This window comes from Burkholderia sp. Se-20373 (assembly GCF_017104705.1).
GTDB lineage: Bacteria > Pseudomonadota > Gammaproteobacteria > Burkholderiales > Burkholderiaceae > Burkholderia.
Window position 1 is genome coordinate 25,896 of record NZ_JAAGPH010000062.1, and the last position, 17,856, is coordinate 43,751.

Here is a 17,856-nt window from a genome sequence, read left to right on the forward strand (position 1 = left end):
GGAGCAGTCGTCATGAACCATCCGAAACACATCGATCCCCGTCTCGATCCGACGCGCACGATCCGCGCGCCGCGCGGCAGCGAGAAAGTCTGCAAGACCTGGCTGGCCGAAGCGGCCTACCGGATGATCCAGAACAACCTCGACCCGGAAGTCGCCGAGCATCCGCATGCGCTCGTGGTGTACGGCGGCATCGGCCGCGCGGCACGCAACTGGGAATGCTACGACCAGATCCTCGCATCGCTGAAGGATCTCGAAGAGAACGAGACGCTGCTGATCCAGTCGGGCAAGCCGGTCGGTGTGTTCCGCACGCACAAGGATGCGCCGCGCGTGCTGCTCGCGAACTCGAACCTCGTGCCGCACTGGGCGAACTGGGATCACTTCCACGAGCTCGACCGCAAGGGCCTGATGATGTACGGCCAGATGACGGCCGGCAGCTGGATCTACATCGGCAGCCAGGGCATCGTTCAGGGCACCTATGAAACGTTCTTCTCGGTCGCGAACCAGCACTTCAACGGCGATCCGTCGGGCCGCTGGATCCTGACGGGCGGCCTCGGCGGCATGGGCGGCGCGCAGCCGCTGGCCGCGACGATGGCCGGCTTCTCGATGATCGCGGTCGAATGCGACGAGACCCGCATCGACTTCCGCCTGAAGACGCGCTACGTCGACAAGAAGGCGACGACGCTCGACGAGGCGCTCGGCATGATCGAGGAAGCGAAGCGCACCGGCAAGCCGGTGTCGATCGGCCTGCTCGGCAACGCGGCCGACGTGTTCGCGGAACTCGTCACGCGCGGCATCACGCCGGATTGCGTGACCGACCAGACGAGCGCGCACGACCCGATCAACGGCTACCTGCCGCAAGGCTGGACCGTCGCGCAATGGCGCGAGGCGCAGAAGGTCGATCCGCAGAGCATCGTGAAGGTCGCGAAGCAGTCGATGGCCGTCCAGGTGCGCGCGATGCTCGCGCTGCAGGAACGCGGCGCGGCGACGCTCGACTACGGCAACAACATCCGCCAGATGGCGCTGGAAATGGGCGTCGAGAACGCATTCGACTTCCCGGGCTTCGTGCCGGCCTACATCCGCCCGCTGTTCTGCGAAGGCAAGGGCCCGTTCCGCTGGGTCGCGCTGTCGGGCGATCCGGAAGATATCTACAAGACCGACCAGAAGGTGAAGGAGCTGATCCCCGACGATCCGCACCTGCACAACTGGCTCGACATGGCGCGTGAACGCATTGCGTTCCAGGGCCTGCCGGCACGGATCTGCTGGGTCGGCGTGAAGGATCGCTATCGCCTCGGCCAGGCGTTCAACGAGATGGTCAAGAACGGCGAGCTGAAGGCGCCGATCGTGATCGGCCGCGACCACCTCGACACCGGTTCGGTTGCCAGCCCGAACCGCGAGACGGAATCGATGAAGGACGGTTCGGACGCCGTGAGCGACTGGCCGCTGCTGAACGCACTGCTGAACACCGCAGGCGGCGCATCGTGGGTGTCGCTGCACCATGGCGGCGGCGTGGGCATGGGCTTCTCGCAGCACTCCGGCGTCGTGATCGTCGCCGACGGTACCGCCGAAGCGCACGAGCGTCTCGGCCGCGTGCTGCTGAACGACCCGGCGACGGGCGTGATGCGCCATGCGGATGCCGGCTACGAACTCGCGCAGCAGACGGCCCGCGAAGCCGGCCTGAAGCTGCCGATGCTCGGCCGCTGAGCATGACGGCGCTCCACCCGGCGCCGGTGAACGCGACGATGATCCGCGCCGCGGATCTCGTCGCGTCGCCCTGGAAGAACGGCGGCGGCGTGACGCGCGAGATCGGCGCGTTCCCGCCGGGCGCCGCGCTCGACGCGTTCGCGTGGCGCGTGAGCGTCGCCGACGTCGGCACGCCCGGGCCGTTCTCGCGTTTCGACGGGATCGACCGCACGCTCGTGCTGCTGTCCGGCGCGGGCATGACGCTCGCCGAGGCAGGCGGCGCCCGCCACGTGCTCGACGCACCGCTGGCCCGCGCGGATTTCGCGGGGGAAGCGGCGATCGACGCGACGCTGCACGACGGCGCGACGCGCGACTTCAACCTGATGACGCGCCGTTCGGCCGCGCGCGGCGCGCTCGACGTATGGCGCGCAGGCGCGCACCGCATCGAGCATGCCGATACCGTGCTGCTGTATTGCGCGGCAGGCGAAGCCGCGGTCGAAATCGACGGCACACGCTACACCCTGGAAGAAATGGACACGCTGCGGCTCGACGGGCCGCGGCGTGCGTTTGACGTCGTCGTGAGCGGTAGCGGCGCGTTGCTCGCCGTGTCGCTCGCCATCGGCGAACGAGACTGAACGCATGAAACCGACTGTCTGGCATCACCTGAGGCTGTGTCCGCACGGCCATCCTGACGAGACGATCGACGACGCGGCGATCGCCGTCGACGAAACCGGCACGATCGTCTGGCTCGGCGCGATGTCCGCGCTGCCGCACGGTTACGCCCACTGGCAGCGCGAGGATCTGCACGGCGCGTGGGTGACGCCGGGCCTCGTCGACTGCCATACGCACCTCGTGTACGGCGGCACGCGTGCCGACGAATTCGCGCAGCGCCTCGCGGGCGTGAGCTACGAGGAAATCGCGCGGCAGGGCGGCGGGATCGTGTCGACGGTGCGCGCGACGCGCGCGGCCGACGAGACGGCGCTGTTCGTGCAGGCCGCAGCCCGCCTGCAGCCGCTGCTCGCCGAAGGCGTGACCGCGATCGAGATCAAGTCGGGCTACGGGCTCGACCTCGCGAGCGAACGCAAGATGCTGCGCGTTGCACGCCAGCTCGGCGAACGCTTTCCGGTCAGCGTCTACACGACCTTCCTCGGCGCGCACGCGCTGCCGCCCGAATATACGGGCCGTGCGGATGCGTACATCGACGAAGTGTGCAACCGGATGCTGCCGGCGCTGGCCGACGAAGGCCTCGTCGACGCGGTCGACGTGTTCTGCGAACGCATCGGCTTTTCGCTCGCGCAGACCGAGCGCGTGTTCGAGGCCGCCACGCGGCGCGGGCTGCCCGTGAAGCTGCATGCGGAGCAACTGTCGAACGCGGGCGGCACGGCGCTGGCCGCGCGTTATCGCGCACTGTCCGCCGATCACCTCGAATTTCTCGACGAAGCCGGCATCGAGGCGATGAAGGCAGCCGGCACGGTTGCCGTGCTGCTGCCCGGCGCGTACTACTTCATCCGCGAGACGCAACTGCCGCCGATCGAGCTGCTGCGCAAGCACGGCGTGCCGATCGCGCTCGCGACCGATCACAACCCCGGCACGTCGCCGCTCGAATCGCTGCTGCTGACGTTGAACATGGGCTGCACGCTGTTCCGCATGACGGTGCCCGAGGTGCTGCAGGGCGTCACGCGCCATGCGGCCGCGGCGCTCGGCCGCGCGGATCGCCACGGCGCGCTCGAGGTCGGTCGCCAGGCCGACTTCGCCGCGTGGTCGGTCGGCTCGCTGGCGGAGCTCGCCTACTGGATCGGCCGGCCGCTGTGCGAGCAGGTCGTACGCGGCGGCACGACCGTGTTTCGCCGGATGAATGGATAGCCTCATGACCGACACCACGTTGTTCGCAGACCATGCGTACCTGCCCGATGGCTGGCGCCGTAACGTCCTGCTGCGCTGGGACGCGGCCGGCACGCTGACCGGCGTGACGCCCGACACCGACGCACCCGCGGGCGTCGCACGCGCGGCCGGGCCGGTGCTGCCCGGCATGCCGAACCTGCATTCGCACGCGTTCCAGCGCGCGATGGCGGGGCTCACCGAATATCGCGCGAATCCGTCCGACAGCTTCTGGAGCTGGCGCGACCTGATGTACCGCTTCGCGCTGAAGATCACGCCCGACGCGCTCGCCGCGATCGCGCGCTGGCTGTATGTCGAGATGCTCAAGTGCGGCTACACGTCGGTGTGCGAATTCCACTACGTGCACCACACGCAGGACGGCTCGCGCTATCCGCAGATCGCCGAGCTCGGCACGCGCGTGATCGACGCCGCGCGCGCCGCCGGCATCGGCATCACGATGCTGCCGGTGTCGTACCAGTTCGCCGGTTTCGGCGACAAGCCGCCGCGTGACGACCAGCGCCGCTTCATCAATACGCCTGACGGCCTGCTCGAACTGCTCGACGCGATGCGTCGCGTCGCGCCGGAGCACGGCGGGCTGCGTTACGGCGTCGCACCGCACTCGCTGCGGGCGGTATCCGAAAACGGCTTGCGCGTGCTGCTCGACGGGCTGCCCGGCGATGCGCCCGTGCATATCCATATCGCCGAGCAGACGGCCGAAGTCGACGACTGCGTGCGTGCGTACGGCGCGCGCCCCGTGCAATGGCTGCTCGATCGTTTCGACGTCGATGCACGCTGGTGTCTGGTGCACGCGACGCACGTCGACGCGGCTGAAACGACGGCGCTCGCGAAGCGTCGCGCGGTTGCCGGCCTGTGCCTGACGACCGAAGCGAACCTTGGCGACGGCGTGTTCCCGGCGGTCGACTATCTCGCGCAGGGCGGCGTGATCGGCGTCGGCTCCGACAGCCACGCGTCGGTCGACTGGCGCGCCGAGCTGCGCCTGCTCGAATACGGCCAACGGCTCGTGCACCGCGCGCGCAACGTGCTGGCGAGCGAGTCGCAGGCACATGTCGCCGATCGCCTGTTCGACGCGTCGCTCGCCGGTGGCGCGCAGGCCAGCGGGCGGCGCGTCGGTGCGCTGCAAGAAGGGTGCCGCGCCGACTGGCTCGTGCTCGATCCCGATCATCCGGCGATCGCCGAACACGACAGCGCATCGTGGTTGTCGGGTATCGTGTTCGCGGAGCACGGCGACACGCCGGTGCTCGACGTCTACACAGGCGGCGAGCGCGTCGTGAGCGGCCGCCGTCATCGCGACGAAGCCGTCGCGTATGCCGACTACCGCGCCGCGCTGGCGCAACTGCTGCGCTGACGCGCGCAACCGGCGCACGCCGCAAGCGTGCGCCGGCAGACCTCCAACGGTGATGCGACATGACTGAACAACCGGCTGTATTCACGCTGAAGCAGGGCACGCTGCCGCTGCTGATCTCGATTCCGCACGCAGGCACGCACATTCCCGACGACATCGCCGCGACGATGACGGCCGACGCGCGTTTCGTCGACGATTGCGACTGGCATCTCGAACGGCTGTACGGATTCGCGGCCGACCTCGGCGCATCGATCCTCGTACCGTCGCATGCGCGTTACGTCGTCGACTTGAACCGGCCGCCCGACAACGAGAACCTGTACCCGGGGCAGGACACGACGGGGCTCGTGCCGGTCGATACGTTCGACAAGGCGCCGCTGTATCCGGCGAACGCGCTGCCGGGCAACGACGAGATCATGCGTCGCCGCGATCGCTACTGGCTGCCGTATCACGAGGCGCTGCAAGGCGAGGTCGCGCGCCTGAAGCGCGAGCACGGCCGCGTGCTCGTGTGGGAAGCGCATTCGATCCGCTCGCACGTGCCGCGCTTCTTCGACGGCCGCCTGCCTGACTTCAACTTCGGCACGTCGAGCGGCGCGAGTGCCGCGCCGGGCCTGGCCGAAGCGCTGGCCGCGCGCGTGCTCGAACATGGCGGCTATACGGCGGTCGCGAACGGGCGCTTCAAGGGCGGCTACATCACGCGTCACTACGGCGTGCCCGCTACCGGCGTCGAGGCCGTGCAGCTCGAGCTCTCGCAGATCACCTACATGGAAGAGACGCGGCCCTACGCGTATGACGAAGCACGTGCGGCGCGGATCGTGCCGCTATTGCGGACGCTCGTCGAAACCGCGCTCGCGCATCGTTGAACGCGGGCCGCTCGGATGCGGCAGCGCGGCGGAGCAGGCGCGTCATGGCCCGCCGGCACGCGGCATGCCGCACCGATGCAGTGCACAACACGGCATCGATCCACGGGATCGATGCCGTTTTTTTTTCGTAGGGCTTTCGTCTGTTCGATGACGTCATCGGCACCTGAAAATTTGACGCAATTTTTAGGTGATATAAGCTGAATGTCAGGAAGTCGTCACGCGCGCAGGCGCGGCGGGGCCATCGATCGTGGCCGCAACCCGCCGGAATGCGCGGCGAGACACCTTGCCGACGTGTCGCCGCGCGGCATTGCCGCATGCGCTTGATCGCGACACGTGTCCTGCCTTCATCCGTCAGTCGAGTACGATCGTGAAAGCCGCCAGCCCTTCGATACGCCGGACGCGAAGTCCGTCGGCGGGCGCGCCGCCTCAGGCCGGGCCGTCCCGGCATGCTGATCGCGGCACGCGTGCCGCCTTTTTACGCGAGCCTCGCTTCTTCGCCATTTCCCATCGCAGCCTGCGCCGCTTCAATCTCGTGTCCGCGCACGTATTCAGCGCGGTGCAGTGCGACGGCAGCGCGTCGTTGTTGCCCTAGCGTCGTTTTCCGCTTCCGTTCCGGGTCGCACCGCCTGTTGCCGCATCGTCCGCGCGGCAGGATCGCGCATGGGCATGCGCCGCGTCGTGGCGCGCGCGTGCGGCGCCGGCGCGAACCTTCAACGTCCCGCGTGCAGACGCATCGCGCGCGATTACCGGAGAGCCGCCCATGCGTGCGCGCCCGATCGTAGCCGTCACCGCCGACCGCATCCTGCGCGGTGCGCATCCGAACCATACGGCGGGGGAGAAGTACCTGGCCGCGCTCGTCGACGGCGCCGGTGCGCTTGCGTTCGTGCTGCCCGCGCTCGGCGCGCGCCAGCCGGCCGACGCGATCGTCGCGGCAGTCGACGGGTTGCTGTTCACCGGCAGCTATTCGAACGTCGAGCCGCATCATTACGGCGGCGGCGCGAGCGTGCCCGACACGCTGCATGACCCCGCGCGTGACGCGACCGCGCTGCCGCTGATCCGCGAGGCGATCGACGCGGGCGTGCCCGTGCTGGCGATCTGTCGCGGCATGCAGGAGCTGAACGTCGCCTACGGCGGCACGCTGCATCAGCGGCTGCACGCGACCACCGGCTTCGACGATCACCGCGAGCGGCCCGCCGATCCGCTCGAACGGCAGTACGGCCCCGCGCACGTCGTGCAGTTCGCGCCGGGCGGCCTGCTGCAGCGGGTCGCGCGCGGCGCGCAGGAAGCAACGGTCAATTCTCTGCACGACCAGGGCATCGCGCAGCTCGGCGTCGGGCTCGTCGTCGAAGCCAGTGCGCCCGACGGACTGGTCGAGGCCGTCAGCGTGCGCGGCGCGCGCGCGTTCGCGCTCGGCGTGCAGTGGCATCCCGAATGGCGCTACGCGGAACAGCCGCTGTCGCGCGATATCTTCGCGGCGTTCGGCGCGGCGTGCCGCGCGCGCATGGCGCATCGCATTCATGCCGCCGGCGGCGCGATGCCGTCGCCGGCCGCATCCGACGTCGACTGACAGAGGCCGATCATGCAACCCGAACTGAGCGAATTCCTGCGGCAGCACCGCATCACCGAGGTCGAGGCGATCATTCCCGACATGGCCGGCATTGCGCGCGGCAAGATCATTCCGCGCAACAAGTTCGAATCCGGCGAATCGATGCGCCTGCCGCAGGCGGTGATGGTGCAGACCGTCACCGGCGACTATCCGGAGGACGGCACGCTGACCGGCGTGACCGACCCCGACATGGTGTGCGTGCCCGATCCGTCGACGATCTGCCTGATTCCGTGGGCCGTCGACCCGACCGCGCAGGTGATCCACGACTGCGTGCACTTCGACGGCTCGCCGGTCGAGATCTCGCCGCGCTATGTGCTGCGACGCGTGCTCGACCTGTACCAGGCGAAGGGCTGGCAGCCGGTCGTTGCACCCGAGCTCGAGTTCTATCTCGTCGACATGAACGCCGATCCCGACTTGCCGCTGCGTCCGCCGGTCGGCCGCACCGGGCGTGCGGAGACCGGCCGGCAGTCGTATTCGATCGAGGCCGTGAACGAGTTCGATTCGCTGTTCGAGGACATCTACGAATACTGCGAGATGCAGGGGCTCGATATCGAGACACTGATCCACGAGGTCGGCGCCGCGCAGATGGAGATCAACTTCGTGCACGGCGATGCGCTGTCGCTCGCCGACCAGGTGTTCCTGTTCAAGCGCACCGTGCGCGAGGCGGCGCTGCGCCACAACATGTACGCGACCTTCATGGCGAAGCCGATGCAGGACGAGCCGGGCTCGGCGATGCACATCCACCAGAGCCTGGCCGACGCGCGCACGGGACGCAACCTGTTCTCCAACGAGGACGGTACGGTGTCGCCGATGTTCCACAGCTATCTCGCGGGGCTGCAGAAGTACACGCCCGCACTGATGCCGATCTTCGCGCCGTACATCAACTCGTATCGCCGCCTGTCGCGCTTCATGGCTGCGCCGATCAACGTGCAGTGGGGCTACGACAATCGCACGGTCGGTTTCCGCATTCCGCAGTCAGGCGCGTCGGCGCGCCGTATCGAGAACCGGATCCCGGGCGTCGACTGCAATCCGTACCTCGCGTTCGCCGCGACGCTCGCGGCCGGCTATCTCGGCTTGACCCAGCAGCTCGCGCCGACCGAGCCGATCGCGTCGGACGGCTACAACCTGCCGTACCAGCTGCCGCGCAATCTCGAGGAGGGCATCTCGCTGATGGCGGCCTGCACGCCGCTGGCCGCCATTCTCGGCGACAAGTTCGTGAAGGCCTATCTGGCGCTGAAGGACACCGAATACGAAGCGTTCTTCCGCGTGATCAGCTCATGGGAACGCAGGCATTTGCTGCTGCACGTCTGAGCGTGCGGCACGGTTATCCGGAGGAAACATGACCGATAAAAACGACGCTGTATCGCCGCCATCGACCGCGGATTATCGTGCGCTCGACGCCGCACACCACATCCACCCGTTCTCCGACATGGGCGCGCTGAACCGCGCCGGCAGCCGCGTGATCGTGAAGGCCGACGGCGTCTACCTGTGGGACTCCGACGGCAACAAGGTGATCGACGGGATGGCCGGCCTCTGGTGCGTGAACGTCGGCTACGGCCGCAAGGAACTCGCCGACGCCGCGTATCGCCAGATCCAGGAACTGCCGTTCTACAACACGTTCTTCAAGACCACGCACCCGCCGGTGATCGAGCTTTCCGCGATGCTCGCGGAAGTCACGCCGGCCGGCTTCAACCACTTCTTCTATTGCAACAGCGGCTCGGAAGGCAACGACACCGTGCTGCGCCTCGTGCACCAGTACTGGCGCGTGCAGGGCCAACCGCAGAAGAAGTACGTGATCTCGCGCAAGAACGGCTATCACGGCTCGACGATCGCCGGCGGCACGCTCGGCGGGATGGGCTACATGCACGAGCAGATGCCGTCGAAAGTCGAAAACATCGTGCACATCGACCAGCCGTATTTCTTCGGCGAAGCAGCGGCCGGCGAAACGCCGGAAGCGTTCGGCCTGGCGCGCGCGCAGCAGCTCGAAGCGAAGATCCTCGAACTCGGCGCGGAGAACGTCGCGGCCTTCATCGGCGAGCCGTTCCAGGGCGCGGGCGGCGTGATCTTCCCGCCGTCGACGTACTGGCCGGAAATCCAGCGGATCTGCCGCAAGTACGACATCCTGCTGGTGGCCGACGAAGTGATCGGCGGCTTCGGCCGCACCGGCGAATGGTTCGCCCACCAGCACTTCGGTTTCGAACCCGATCTCATCACGATGGCCAAGGGTCTCACGTCGGGCTACGTGCCGATGGGGGCGGTCGGCATTCACGAGCGGATCGCGCGGCCGATCATCGACAACGGCGAATTCAATCATGGCCTCACGTACTCGGGCCACCCGGTCGCGGCGGCCGTCGCGGTCGCGAACCTGAAGCTGCTGCGCGACGAAGGGATCGTCGAGCGCGTGAAGAACGACATCGGGCCGTATTTCCAGCGGCGGCTGCGCGATGCGCTGGGCGACCATCCGATCGTCGGGGAGATTGCGGGAGCGGGGCTGGTCGCGGGCGTTCAGCTGGCGCGCGACCGGGAGCGGCACGAGCGGTTCGGTGCGAACGTCGATATCGGCACGATCTGCCGCGACTTCTGTTTCAACGGCAACCTGATCATGCGTGCGACCGGCGACCGGATGCTGCTGTCGCCGCCGCTCGTGATTCGCGAGGCGGAGGTCGACGAGATCGTCGACAAGGCAAAGCGCGCATTCGATGCGACGGCGGAGCGGGTGGGGCGCGCGGAGTAAGTAAGCCGGCGCAGCATCGCGTGTGCGCCGAGGGGCAAGCGCGACGCCAAAACGAAAAGGCCCTGCGTCGTGAGACGCAGGGCCTTGAATTCTTTGGTGGGCGGTACTGGGATCGAACCAGTGACCCCTGCCGTGTGAAGGCAGTGCTCTACCGCTGAGCTAACCGCCCAAAGAAGCTGAAATTATGTCAGTGCTTTGAGGGTCTGTAAAGTACTTTCTGCAAATATTTTTCAGATCCCTGCACATACCTGCCAGCCGGCCGTTCGCTCAGCCTGCGAGCGCGGGCAGGGCGTCGATCGACGCGCGCACGTAATCCGCGAAGCGCAGCGCAACCGGCTCGGTGGTGCCGCTGCGCTTCAGCGCGAGCGTGCGCGATTCGAGCGACGCATCCTTCAGCGGCCGGAACGCGAGCCGGTCGCTCTTCACCTGCTGCAGCACGCGCGGCACGAGCGCGATACCCATCCCGAACTCGATCATCGACAGGATCGTCTGCCACAGCCGTGCCTCGTGGCGGATCAGTGGACTGAAGCCGGCATTCACGCACTGCGCGATGATCAGGTCGTGATAGTGCGGCGCCGCTTCGCGCGGGAACAGGATGAACGGTTCCGCGGCCAGTGCGGCGAGCGCGACCTGCCTGCGCTGCGCGAGCGGATGCGCGGCCGGCAGGCAGCACACGAACGGTTCCGCATAGACGGGCGTCGATTCGACCTCGGGCGGGAAGTGGCCCCAGTGCGCGTAGCCGAGATCGATCTGGCCGCGCTGGATCGCCCGCACCTGCGCCTGCGTGTTCATTTCGCTCAGCACGACTTCGACGCCGGGATAGTCGGCCTCGAAGCGTCGCACGGCATCGGGCAGCCCGCGATACAGCATCGAATGAACGAAGCCGATCCGCAGCCGGCCCGCGAGCCCCGACGCGGAGCGCACCGTCAGGCGTTCGGCCTCGGCCGCCTGCAGCAGCAGCCGGCGCGCTTCGCCGAGCAGCACCTCGCCCGCGTTGGTCAGCGCGACGGTCTTGTTGGTGCGCGAGAACAACTGTACGCCGAGCGCATCCTCGAACTTGCGGATGTCGAAACTCAGCGCCGGCTGCGAGATGAACAGGCGCTTCGCCGCGCGCCCGAAATGCAGCTCCTCGGCGACCGCCACGAAGTAGCGCAACTGCCTCAGTTCCATCGTGTCTCCTCGCGGCGTCGGCATCGATAAGCGATATCTATCGTACCGGATAAATCCTGTATTGGACGCTTATCGATCGCACGCCTACGCTCTGCGGAAGGCTTTGCACGGGACTGGCCGGGCGCCGCGGCGCCGCGCCCAGCCGACGTGCAGGCAACCCAGGAGACGCATGCATGAACGACACCGCTCGCACGCCGGACGCCGGCGCATCCAATATCCCCGACAGCCGGGGCATCAATTTCTTCACCGTCGATCCCGATCTCGGCGCGTTGCTGAAGCTGCATCTCGGCGAGGCCCGCTATGGCGAGTTCGAGCCGCAACTGCGCGCGCTCGGCGCACGCGTGTCGGGCGAACTCGACGAATGGGCGTCGCGCGCGGACAAGCACCCGCCCGTGCTCGAGCACCGCAATCGGCGCGGCGAGGCCGTGCAGCGGATCGACAAGGATCCCGCGTATGTCGCGCTCGAACGCGTCGCGTATGCCGAGCTCGGGCTTGCATCGCTGAGCCACGGGGCCGAATCGGTGCCGCCGCTCGTCAAGTACGCGCTGACGTTCCTGTTCGTGCAGGCGGAATTCGGGCTGTGCTGCCCGGTCAGCATGACCGATTCGCTGACGCGCACGCTACGCCGTTTCGGCGATCCGGCGCTCGTCGCGCGTTACCTGCCGATGCTCGCGTCACGCGATTTCGACACGCTGTACCAGGGCGCGATGTTTATGACCGAGCAGGCGGCGGGCTCCGACGTCGGCCGGATCGCGACGCGGGCGACGCGCGAGACCGGCGCGCACGGCGAGACCGTCTGGCGCCTGACCGGCGACAAGTGGTTCTGCTCGAACGCGGACGCCGAGCTCGCGATGGTGCTCGCGCGGCCCGACGGCGCGCCGGACGGCATCAAGGGCCTCGCGCTGTTCCTGCTGCCGAAGACGCTGCCGGACGGCAAGCGCAACCGCTACCGGATCGTGCGTCTGAAGGACAAGCTCGGCAGCCGTTCGATGGCGAGCGGCGAGATCGCGCTCGAAGGTGCGCAGGCGTACCTGATCGGCGAGATCGGCCGCGGCTTTCACCAGATGGCCGACATGATCAACATGTCGCGGCTGTCGAACGGCGTGCGCGCGGCGGGGCTGATGCGGCGCGCGCTGAACGAGGCGCTGCACGTCGCCGCGCACCGCGAGGCCTTCGGCCGCAAGCTGATCGAGATGCCGCTGATGCAGCGCCAGTTGCTGAAGATGCTGCTGCCGGCCGAGGCCGCGCGCGCGATGTTCATGCAGATCGCGCTGCTGCTGCCGCAGGCCGATGCGGGCGACGAGCAGGCCGCGCGCTGCGTGCGGATCCTGACGCCGCTGATCAAGTTCCGCGCGTGCCGCGATGCGCGCCGTGTGACGGGCGATGCGATGGAGGTGCGCGGCGGCACCGGCTACATCGAGGAGTGGAGCGACGCGCGCATCGTGCGCGACGCGCATCTCGGCTCGATCTGGGAAGGCACGAGCAACATCGTCGCGCTCGACGTCGCGCGGGCCGCGCAGCGCGAGTACGCACTCGATGCGCTGCGCGCGTTCCTCGGCGACCGCCTCGGCGCGGCGCCGCTGCCCGATGCCAGCCGTGCGGCGCTGCGGCGCATTCTCGCGCGTGCGTGCGACGCGCTCGCGCGGGTCGCTGACGAAGGTGACGACGCGCGCGTGCGGCAGGCCGCGTCCGCGCTGTACTACGCGAGTGCGGCCGTGCTGATGGCGTGCGAGGGCGTGCGGCTCGCGCCGGATTTCCGGCGGCTCGCGCTCGCGCATCTGGTCGTGCGCCACAAGCTGCTGCCGGTCGATCCGCTCGCGCCGGCGTCGCGCGACGACGAATCGGCCGCGTACGACGCACTGCTGCGCGGCACGCCGATCGCGCTCGATACCGCGCTCGACCTGCTGCCGGAGGTCGAACGATGAGCACGACGCGCGGCGCACTGGACGGCCTGAAGGTCGTCGACCTGAGCCGGGTGCTCGGCGGCCCGTACTGCACGCAGGCGCTCGCCGACCACGGGGCGACGGTGGTCAAGATCGAGCCGCCGGACGGCGACGAGACGCGCGGCTGGGGGCCGCCGTTCCTCGGCGATACCGCGTGGTACTTCATGGGCGTGAACCGCAACAAGGAAGGGCTCGCGCTCGACCTGTCGCGCGACGAGGGGCGCGCGATCCTGTGGCGCCTGCTCGACGACGCCGACGTGCTCGTCGAGAACTTCAAGCCCGGCACGCTCGCGCGCTGGGGGATGGACTACGCGCGCGACCTGCAGCCGCGCTTCCCGCGCCTGATCCACTGCGCGGTGACGGGCTTCGGCGAAGGCGGCCCGCTCGGCGGGCTGCCCGGCTACGACGCGGTGATCCAGGCGATGGCGGGGCTGATGAGCGTCAACGGCGAGCGCGACGGCGACGCAACGCGCATCGGCCTGCCGATCGTCGACATGGTCACGGGCCTCAACGCGTTGGCCGGCATCCTGCTGGCGCTCGCCGAGCGCGAGAAGAGCGGGCGCGGGCAGTCGATCGACATCGCGCTGTACGACTGCGGCGTGTCGCTGCTGCATCCGCACCTGCCGAACTTCTTCGGTTCCGGGCGCGTGCCGGCGCGCAGCGGCAACGCACATCCGAACATCGCGCCGTACGACAGCTATCGCACCGCGACCGTGCCGATCTTCCTCGCGATCGGCAACGACCGGCAATTCGCGCGGCTCGTCGCGCATCTCGGCGTGCCGGCGCTCGCCGGCGATCCGCGCTTCGTCGACAACCGCAGCCGCTGCGCGCACCGTCCCGAGCTGAAGGCCGAACTGGAAGCACGGCTCGCCGAGCACGCCTGCGAGCCGCTCGCACGCGACCTGATGGCGGCGGGCGTGCCGTGCGGGCCGGTGCGCACGGTGGCCGACGTCGCGCACGATCCGCATGCGCTGCACCGAAACCTGTTCGTCGAGATCGGTGCGTATCGCGGCACGGCGTCGCCGGTGAAGCTGTCGCGCACGCCGGCCACCTATCGTTCGCCGCCGCCCGCACTCGGTGGCGATACGCGCGCGGTGCTCGAGCGCCTCGGCGTCGATCCCGCGCTCCAGCAGCAACTGCTCGACGCCGGCGTGCTGCGGGAGGCGCCCGGCTAGGCGCCGCCGACCGACACGACGCCGCCGGCCGGCGGCGCGATGCCGGCCACCCGGGAAAGGCGCGCGACAGTCGCGTCCCCGACACACCAACATGGAGACATCGATGAGCCGTCCGCAATCCCCGACCGCCGCGCCGCAACCGCGGCCCGGCCGCGCCGCCTTCGCGGCGTTCGTCGGCACCACGATCGAGTGGTACGACTTCTACATCTACGGCACGGCCGCTGCGCTCGTGTTCGGCAAGGTGTTCTTTGCGAGCACGATGGATCCCGGCGTCGCGACGCTGCTGGCGTTCGTCACGTTCTGGGCCGGCTTCGCCGCGCGGCCGCTCGGCGGCATCGTGTTCGGGCATCTCGGCGACCGCGTCGGCCGCAAGACCGCGCTCGTGATCACGCTGGTGATGATGGGGCTCGCGACGACCGGCATCGGCCTGTTGCCCGGCTATGCGCAGATCGGCGTCTGGGCGCCGGCCGGCCTCGTCGTGCTGCGCGTGCTGCAGGGCATCGCGGTCGGCGGCGAGTGGGGCGGCGCGGTGCTGATCGCGAGCGAGAACGCGCCGAAGCATCGCAGCATCCTGTATGCGGCGTTCGCGCAGCAGGGTTCGCCCACCGGCAACCTGCTGGCCACGGCCGCATTCTTCGCGCTGAGCGCGCTGCCCACCCCGTCGTTCCTGATGTGGGGCTGGCGCATTCCGTTCCTGCTGTCGGCCGTGCTCGTGATCATCGGCATGGTGATCCGGCTGAAGCTCGAGGAGTCGGCCGACATGCAGCGCGTGCTCGCGCGCAAGCGCACCGTGAAGCTGCCGCTGCGCGACGTCGTGCGCGATCACTGGGTCGTCGTGCTGCTCGCGGCCGGCACGCTGCCGGTGATCAACGTCACGTACTTCCGCAGCACGTTCGCGCTGTCGTGGGCGACCAGGGAACTCGGTTACGCGCAGGGCACGTTCCTCGGCATCCTGTCGATCTCGCTCGTCGTGCAGTTCCTGATGCAGCCGGTCGGCGCGTGGTTCGTGTCGAAGGTCGACATGCGCCGCGCGATGTGCTGGATCCTGATTCCGGAAATCGTGCTGATGCCCGTGATGTTCCATGCGCTCGCGACGCGCTCGTACTGGGTGGCCGTCGCGGGCATGTGCATCTCGACGATTCCGTCGGCGATGTTTTATGGCGCGGTCGGCGGCGTGCTCGCGCGCGTGTTTCCGGCCAACATCCGCTACACGGGCCTGTCGCTTGCGTATCAACTGAGCGCGCTCGTCGTGGGGGGCGGCACGCCGGTGCTCGCGCAGGCGATCCTCAACGCGACCGGCAGCATCGTCGGCGTCGCGGTCGCATCGGGGCTTTATGCGCTCGTGTCGCTCGTGTGCATGCTGGCGCTGCTGAATCGCACCGGGTATCGCGCGGACGAACTGTCGACGGCCGAACGCAGCGACGCGGCCGAATGGGGCACGGAAGGCGCCGCCGCCGACACCCCGGCCGGTGCGGTCCCGCCGCCGGACGATCGCGGCACGCTGAAGCCGGTGGGTTGAATCGGGCGGTCGGTGTGACCGGGGGGCCGGCGGTATCGCATGCCCCGGCCGTGTCGCATCGCATCGGTTCGGATGCGCCAAAAGCAAACGGCACCGTGCGATGACACGGTGCCGTTTGTCGTTTCCCGCGAGGCGACCGGCGCGGCCGGCCGTCGCGAATGATGCCGGTCAGCCTTCCGTCGGCGGCACGTAGCCGGACGCCTGGTCCGCGCCGTCGCCGAAGAAGTACTTCTCGGTCTGTTTCATCAGGTACTGGCGCGCACGCGGGTCGGCCATGTTCAGGCGGTTTTCGTTGATCAGCATCGTTTGCTGCTTCAACCAGCCTTGCCACGCTTCCTTCGAGACGCTCTCGTAAATGCGCTTGCCGAGTTCGCCCGGCAGCGGCGGGAAATCGAGGCCTTCGGCTTCCTTGCCGAGCTTCGCGCATTGGATCATTCGAGCCATCGTGTACTTCTCCTGTAATCGGACTGGGGGAGGGCAGTCGTGCCTGCGCTCAGAGCTGTTTCATCAGCACGAGCGACTTGCGCTGCCAGTTATAGAGTTTGCGGCGGTCTTCCGGCAGGTCGTCGACGCTGACCTTGACGAAGCCGCGCTTGAGGAACCAGTGCTCGGTGCGCGTCGTGAGCACGAAGATATGCGTGAGGCCGCGCGCGCGGGCACGCTGCTCGATGCGCTTGAGCAGGCGTTCGCCGTCGCCCGAGCCCTGCGCTTCCGGCGCGACCGTCAGGCACGCCATCTCGCCGATCTTCTCCTGCTGGTACGGATACAGCGCCGCGCAGCCGAACAGCACGCCATCGTGCTCGATCACCGAGAAGTGGTCGATGTCGCGTTCGATCTGGTGGCGGCCGCGCCGCACCAGCGTGCCGTCCGACTCGAGCGGCTCGATCAGCGACAGGATGCCGCCGACGTCGTCCGGCGTCGCTTCGCGCAGGCTCTCGAGGTTCTCGTACGAGATCATCGTGCCGACGCCGTCGTGCAGGAACAGTTCGAGCAGCATGCTGCCGTCGAGCGATTGCGGGATCAGGTGCGCCCGGGTCACGCCGCCGCGGCACGCACGGATCGAATGCTTCAGGAAAAATGCGTCGTCGCCCTGGACGTTGCCGGAATCGAGCAGCTCGGCCGCCGCGTCGAGCGACATTTCACGCACCAGCTCGCCTTCGTCGTCGACGATGCCGGGCGCTTCGGTCAGGAAGATGATCTTGTCGGCGCGCAGCGCGATCGCGGCGGCCGACGCGACATCTTCCATCGACAGGTTGAACGCTTCGCCGGTCGGCGAGAAGCCGAGCGGCGACAGCAGCACGAGCTTGCGGCTCGCGAGCGAATGACGGATCGATTCGGCGTCGATCTTGCGCACGATGCCCGTATGCGCGAAATCGACCCCGTCGAGAATCCCCACCGGCCGTGCGGTCACGAAGTTGCCCGACACGACGCTGATGTGCGCGTGCGCCATCGGCGAGTTCGGCAGACCCTGGCTGATCGCGGCCTCGATGTCGAGACGCACTTCACCGGCCGCTTCCTTCGCGGATTCGAGCGCGCGCGCATCGGTGATGCGCAGCCCGTGCGAAAACTCGGATTCGACACCGTGCAGGCTCAGCTGCTCCTCGACCTGCGGGCGCGAGCCGTGCACCAGCACGATCTGGATACCCATCGCCTGCAGCAGCGCGATGTCGGACACGAGCGCATTCAGCAGCCCCTGCTGCACCACCTCGCCGCCGAACCCCACGACGAACGTGCTGTTGCGGAACTTGTGGATATAGGGCGCGACGGAGCGCATCCAGTCGACGAACTGCGCGTGACTGGCGGTCGAGTCGTCGGCAGCCGGCGGCGTCGTGGCGCCGGTCTGGGCGGGAGGGAGGTCGGTTTGGGAATTCATGGGCGGGATTATAATGCGCCCCCATGTCGAATGTACCTAAAAGTCCCGCGCCGAC

Annotated in this window: 14 protein-coding genes and 1 tRNA gene; 11 read left to right on the plus strand and 4 right to left on the minus strand. The window is 68.4% G+C overall.

The features are described 5' to 3' along the window. The first annotated feature begins 12 nt into the window (after positions 1 to 12). The 8 genes from hutU to G3N96_RS20760 all read left to right on the plus strand — a co-directional run bounded on the left by hutU (position 13) and on the right by G3N96_RS20760 (position 10,121). On the plus strand, positions 13 to 1,701 hold the full coding sequence (gene hutU / locus G3N96_RS20725; protein ID WP_089425798.1) for a urocanate hydratase: 1,689 nt from the start codon (positions 13 to 15) through the stop codon (positions 1,699 to 1,701). A 2-nt stretch (positions 1,702 to 1,703) separates the two neighbouring features. Beyond that, positions 1,704 to 2,315 carry a HutD family protein gene (locus tag G3N96_RS20730; RefSeq protein ID WP_206138310.1) on the plus strand — a complete coding sequence of 204 codons (612 nt, stop codon included), beginning with the start codon at positions 1,704 to 1,706 and terminating at the stop codon, positions 2,313 to 2,315. Positions 2,316 to 2,319: 4 nt separating this feature from the next. Then, on the plus strand, positions 2,320 to 3,543 hold the full coding sequence (hutI, locus tag G3N96_RS20735; protein WP_206138311.1) for an imidazolonepropionase: 1,224 nt from the start codon (positions 2,320 to 2,322) through the stop codon (positions 3,541 to 3,543). Positions 3,544 to 3,547: 4 nt separating this feature from the next. Continuing rightward, positions 3,548 to 4,924, plus strand: coding sequence for a formimidoylglutamate deiminase (locus G3N96_RS20740; protein WP_206138312.1), 1,377 nt, complete (start codon positions 3,548 to 3,550; stop codon positions 4,922 to 4,924). Between the two features lie 59 nt (positions 4,925 to 4,983). Continuing rightward, a complete protein-coding gene (gene hutG, locus G3N96_RS20745; protein WP_206138313.1) occupies positions 4,984 to 5,781 on the plus strand; it encodes an N-formylglutamate deformylase in 798 nt (265 codons plus the stop codon). 760 nt (positions 5,782 to 6,541) lie between these two features. Further along, a complete protein-coding gene (locus G3N96_RS20750; protein ID WP_206138314.1) occupies positions 6,542 to 7,348 on the plus strand; it encodes a gamma-glutamyl-gamma-aminobutyrate hydrolase family protein in 807 nt (268 codons plus the stop codon). Between the two features lie 12 nt (positions 7,349 to 7,360). Beyond that, positions 7,361 to 8,698, plus strand: a complete 1,338-nt coding sequence (locus G3N96_RS20755) for a glutamine synthetase family protein (RefSeq protein WP_206138315.1) — start codon at positions 7,361 to 7,363, stop codon at positions 8,696 to 8,698. A gap of 28 nt (positions 8,699 to 8,726) precedes the next feature. Continuing rightward, positions 8,727 to 10,121, plus strand: coding sequence for an aspartate aminotransferase family protein (locus G3N96_RS20760; RefSeq protein ID WP_206138316.1), 1,395 nt, complete (start codon positions 8,727 to 8,729; stop codon positions 10,119 to 10,121). 94 nt (positions 10,122 to 10,215) lie between these two features. Here G3N96_RS20760 and G3N96_RS20765 read toward each other — a convergent pair. Beyond that, positions 10,216 to 10,290 (minus strand) — tRNA-Val (locus tag G3N96_RS20765). A 98-nt stretch (positions 10,291 to 10,388) separates the two neighbouring features. Beyond that, a complete protein-coding gene (locus G3N96_RS20770) occupies positions 10,389 to 11,291 on the minus strand; it encodes a LysR family transcriptional regulator (RefSeq protein WP_206138317.1) in 903 nt (300 codons plus the stop codon). Positions 11,292 to 11,464: 173 nt separating this feature from the next. Here G3N96_RS20770 and G3N96_RS20775 point away from each other — a divergent pair, with 173 nt between their 5' ends. The 3 genes from G3N96_RS20775 to G3N96_RS20785 all read left to right on the plus strand — a co-directional run bounded on the left by G3N96_RS20775 (position 11,465) and on the right by G3N96_RS20785 (position 15,928). Next, positions 11,465 to 13,216, plus strand: a complete 1,752-nt coding sequence (locus G3N96_RS20775; protein ID WP_206138318.1) for an acyl-CoA dehydrogenase family protein — start codon at positions 11,465 to 11,467, stop codon at positions 13,214 to 13,216. Continuing rightward, positions 13,213 to 14,409 carry a CoA transferase gene (locus G3N96_RS20780; protein WP_206138319.1) on the plus strand — a complete coding sequence of 399 codons (1,197 nt, stop codon included), beginning with the start codon at positions 13,213 to 13,215 and terminating at the stop codon, positions 14,407 to 14,409. Before G3N96_RS20775 ends, G3N96_RS20780 begins: the two co-directional genes overlap by 4 nt. A gap of 103 nt (positions 14,410 to 14,512) precedes the next feature. Next, a complete protein-coding gene (locus tag G3N96_RS20785; protein ID WP_206138320.1) occupies positions 14,513 to 15,928 on the plus strand; it encodes an MFS transporter in 1,416 nt (471 codons plus the stop codon). A 168-nt stretch (positions 15,929 to 16,096) separates the two neighbouring features. Here the strand turns inward: G3N96_RS20785 and G3N96_RS20790 are convergent, their stop codons facing one another. Continuing rightward, complete coding sequence (locus G3N96_RS20790; protein WP_006478357.1) at positions 16,097 to 16,372, minus strand: oxidative damage protection protein; 276 nt, start codon at positions 16,370 to 16,372, stop codon at positions 16,097 to 16,099. 49 nt (positions 16,373 to 16,421) lie between these two features. Next, a complete protein-coding gene (gene argA, locus G3N96_RS20795; RefSeq protein WP_069248380.1) occupies positions 16,422 to 17,801 on the minus strand; it encodes an amino-acid N-acetyltransferase in 1,380 nt (459 codons plus the stop codon). Positions 17,802 to 17,856 lie beyond the last annotated feature (55 nt).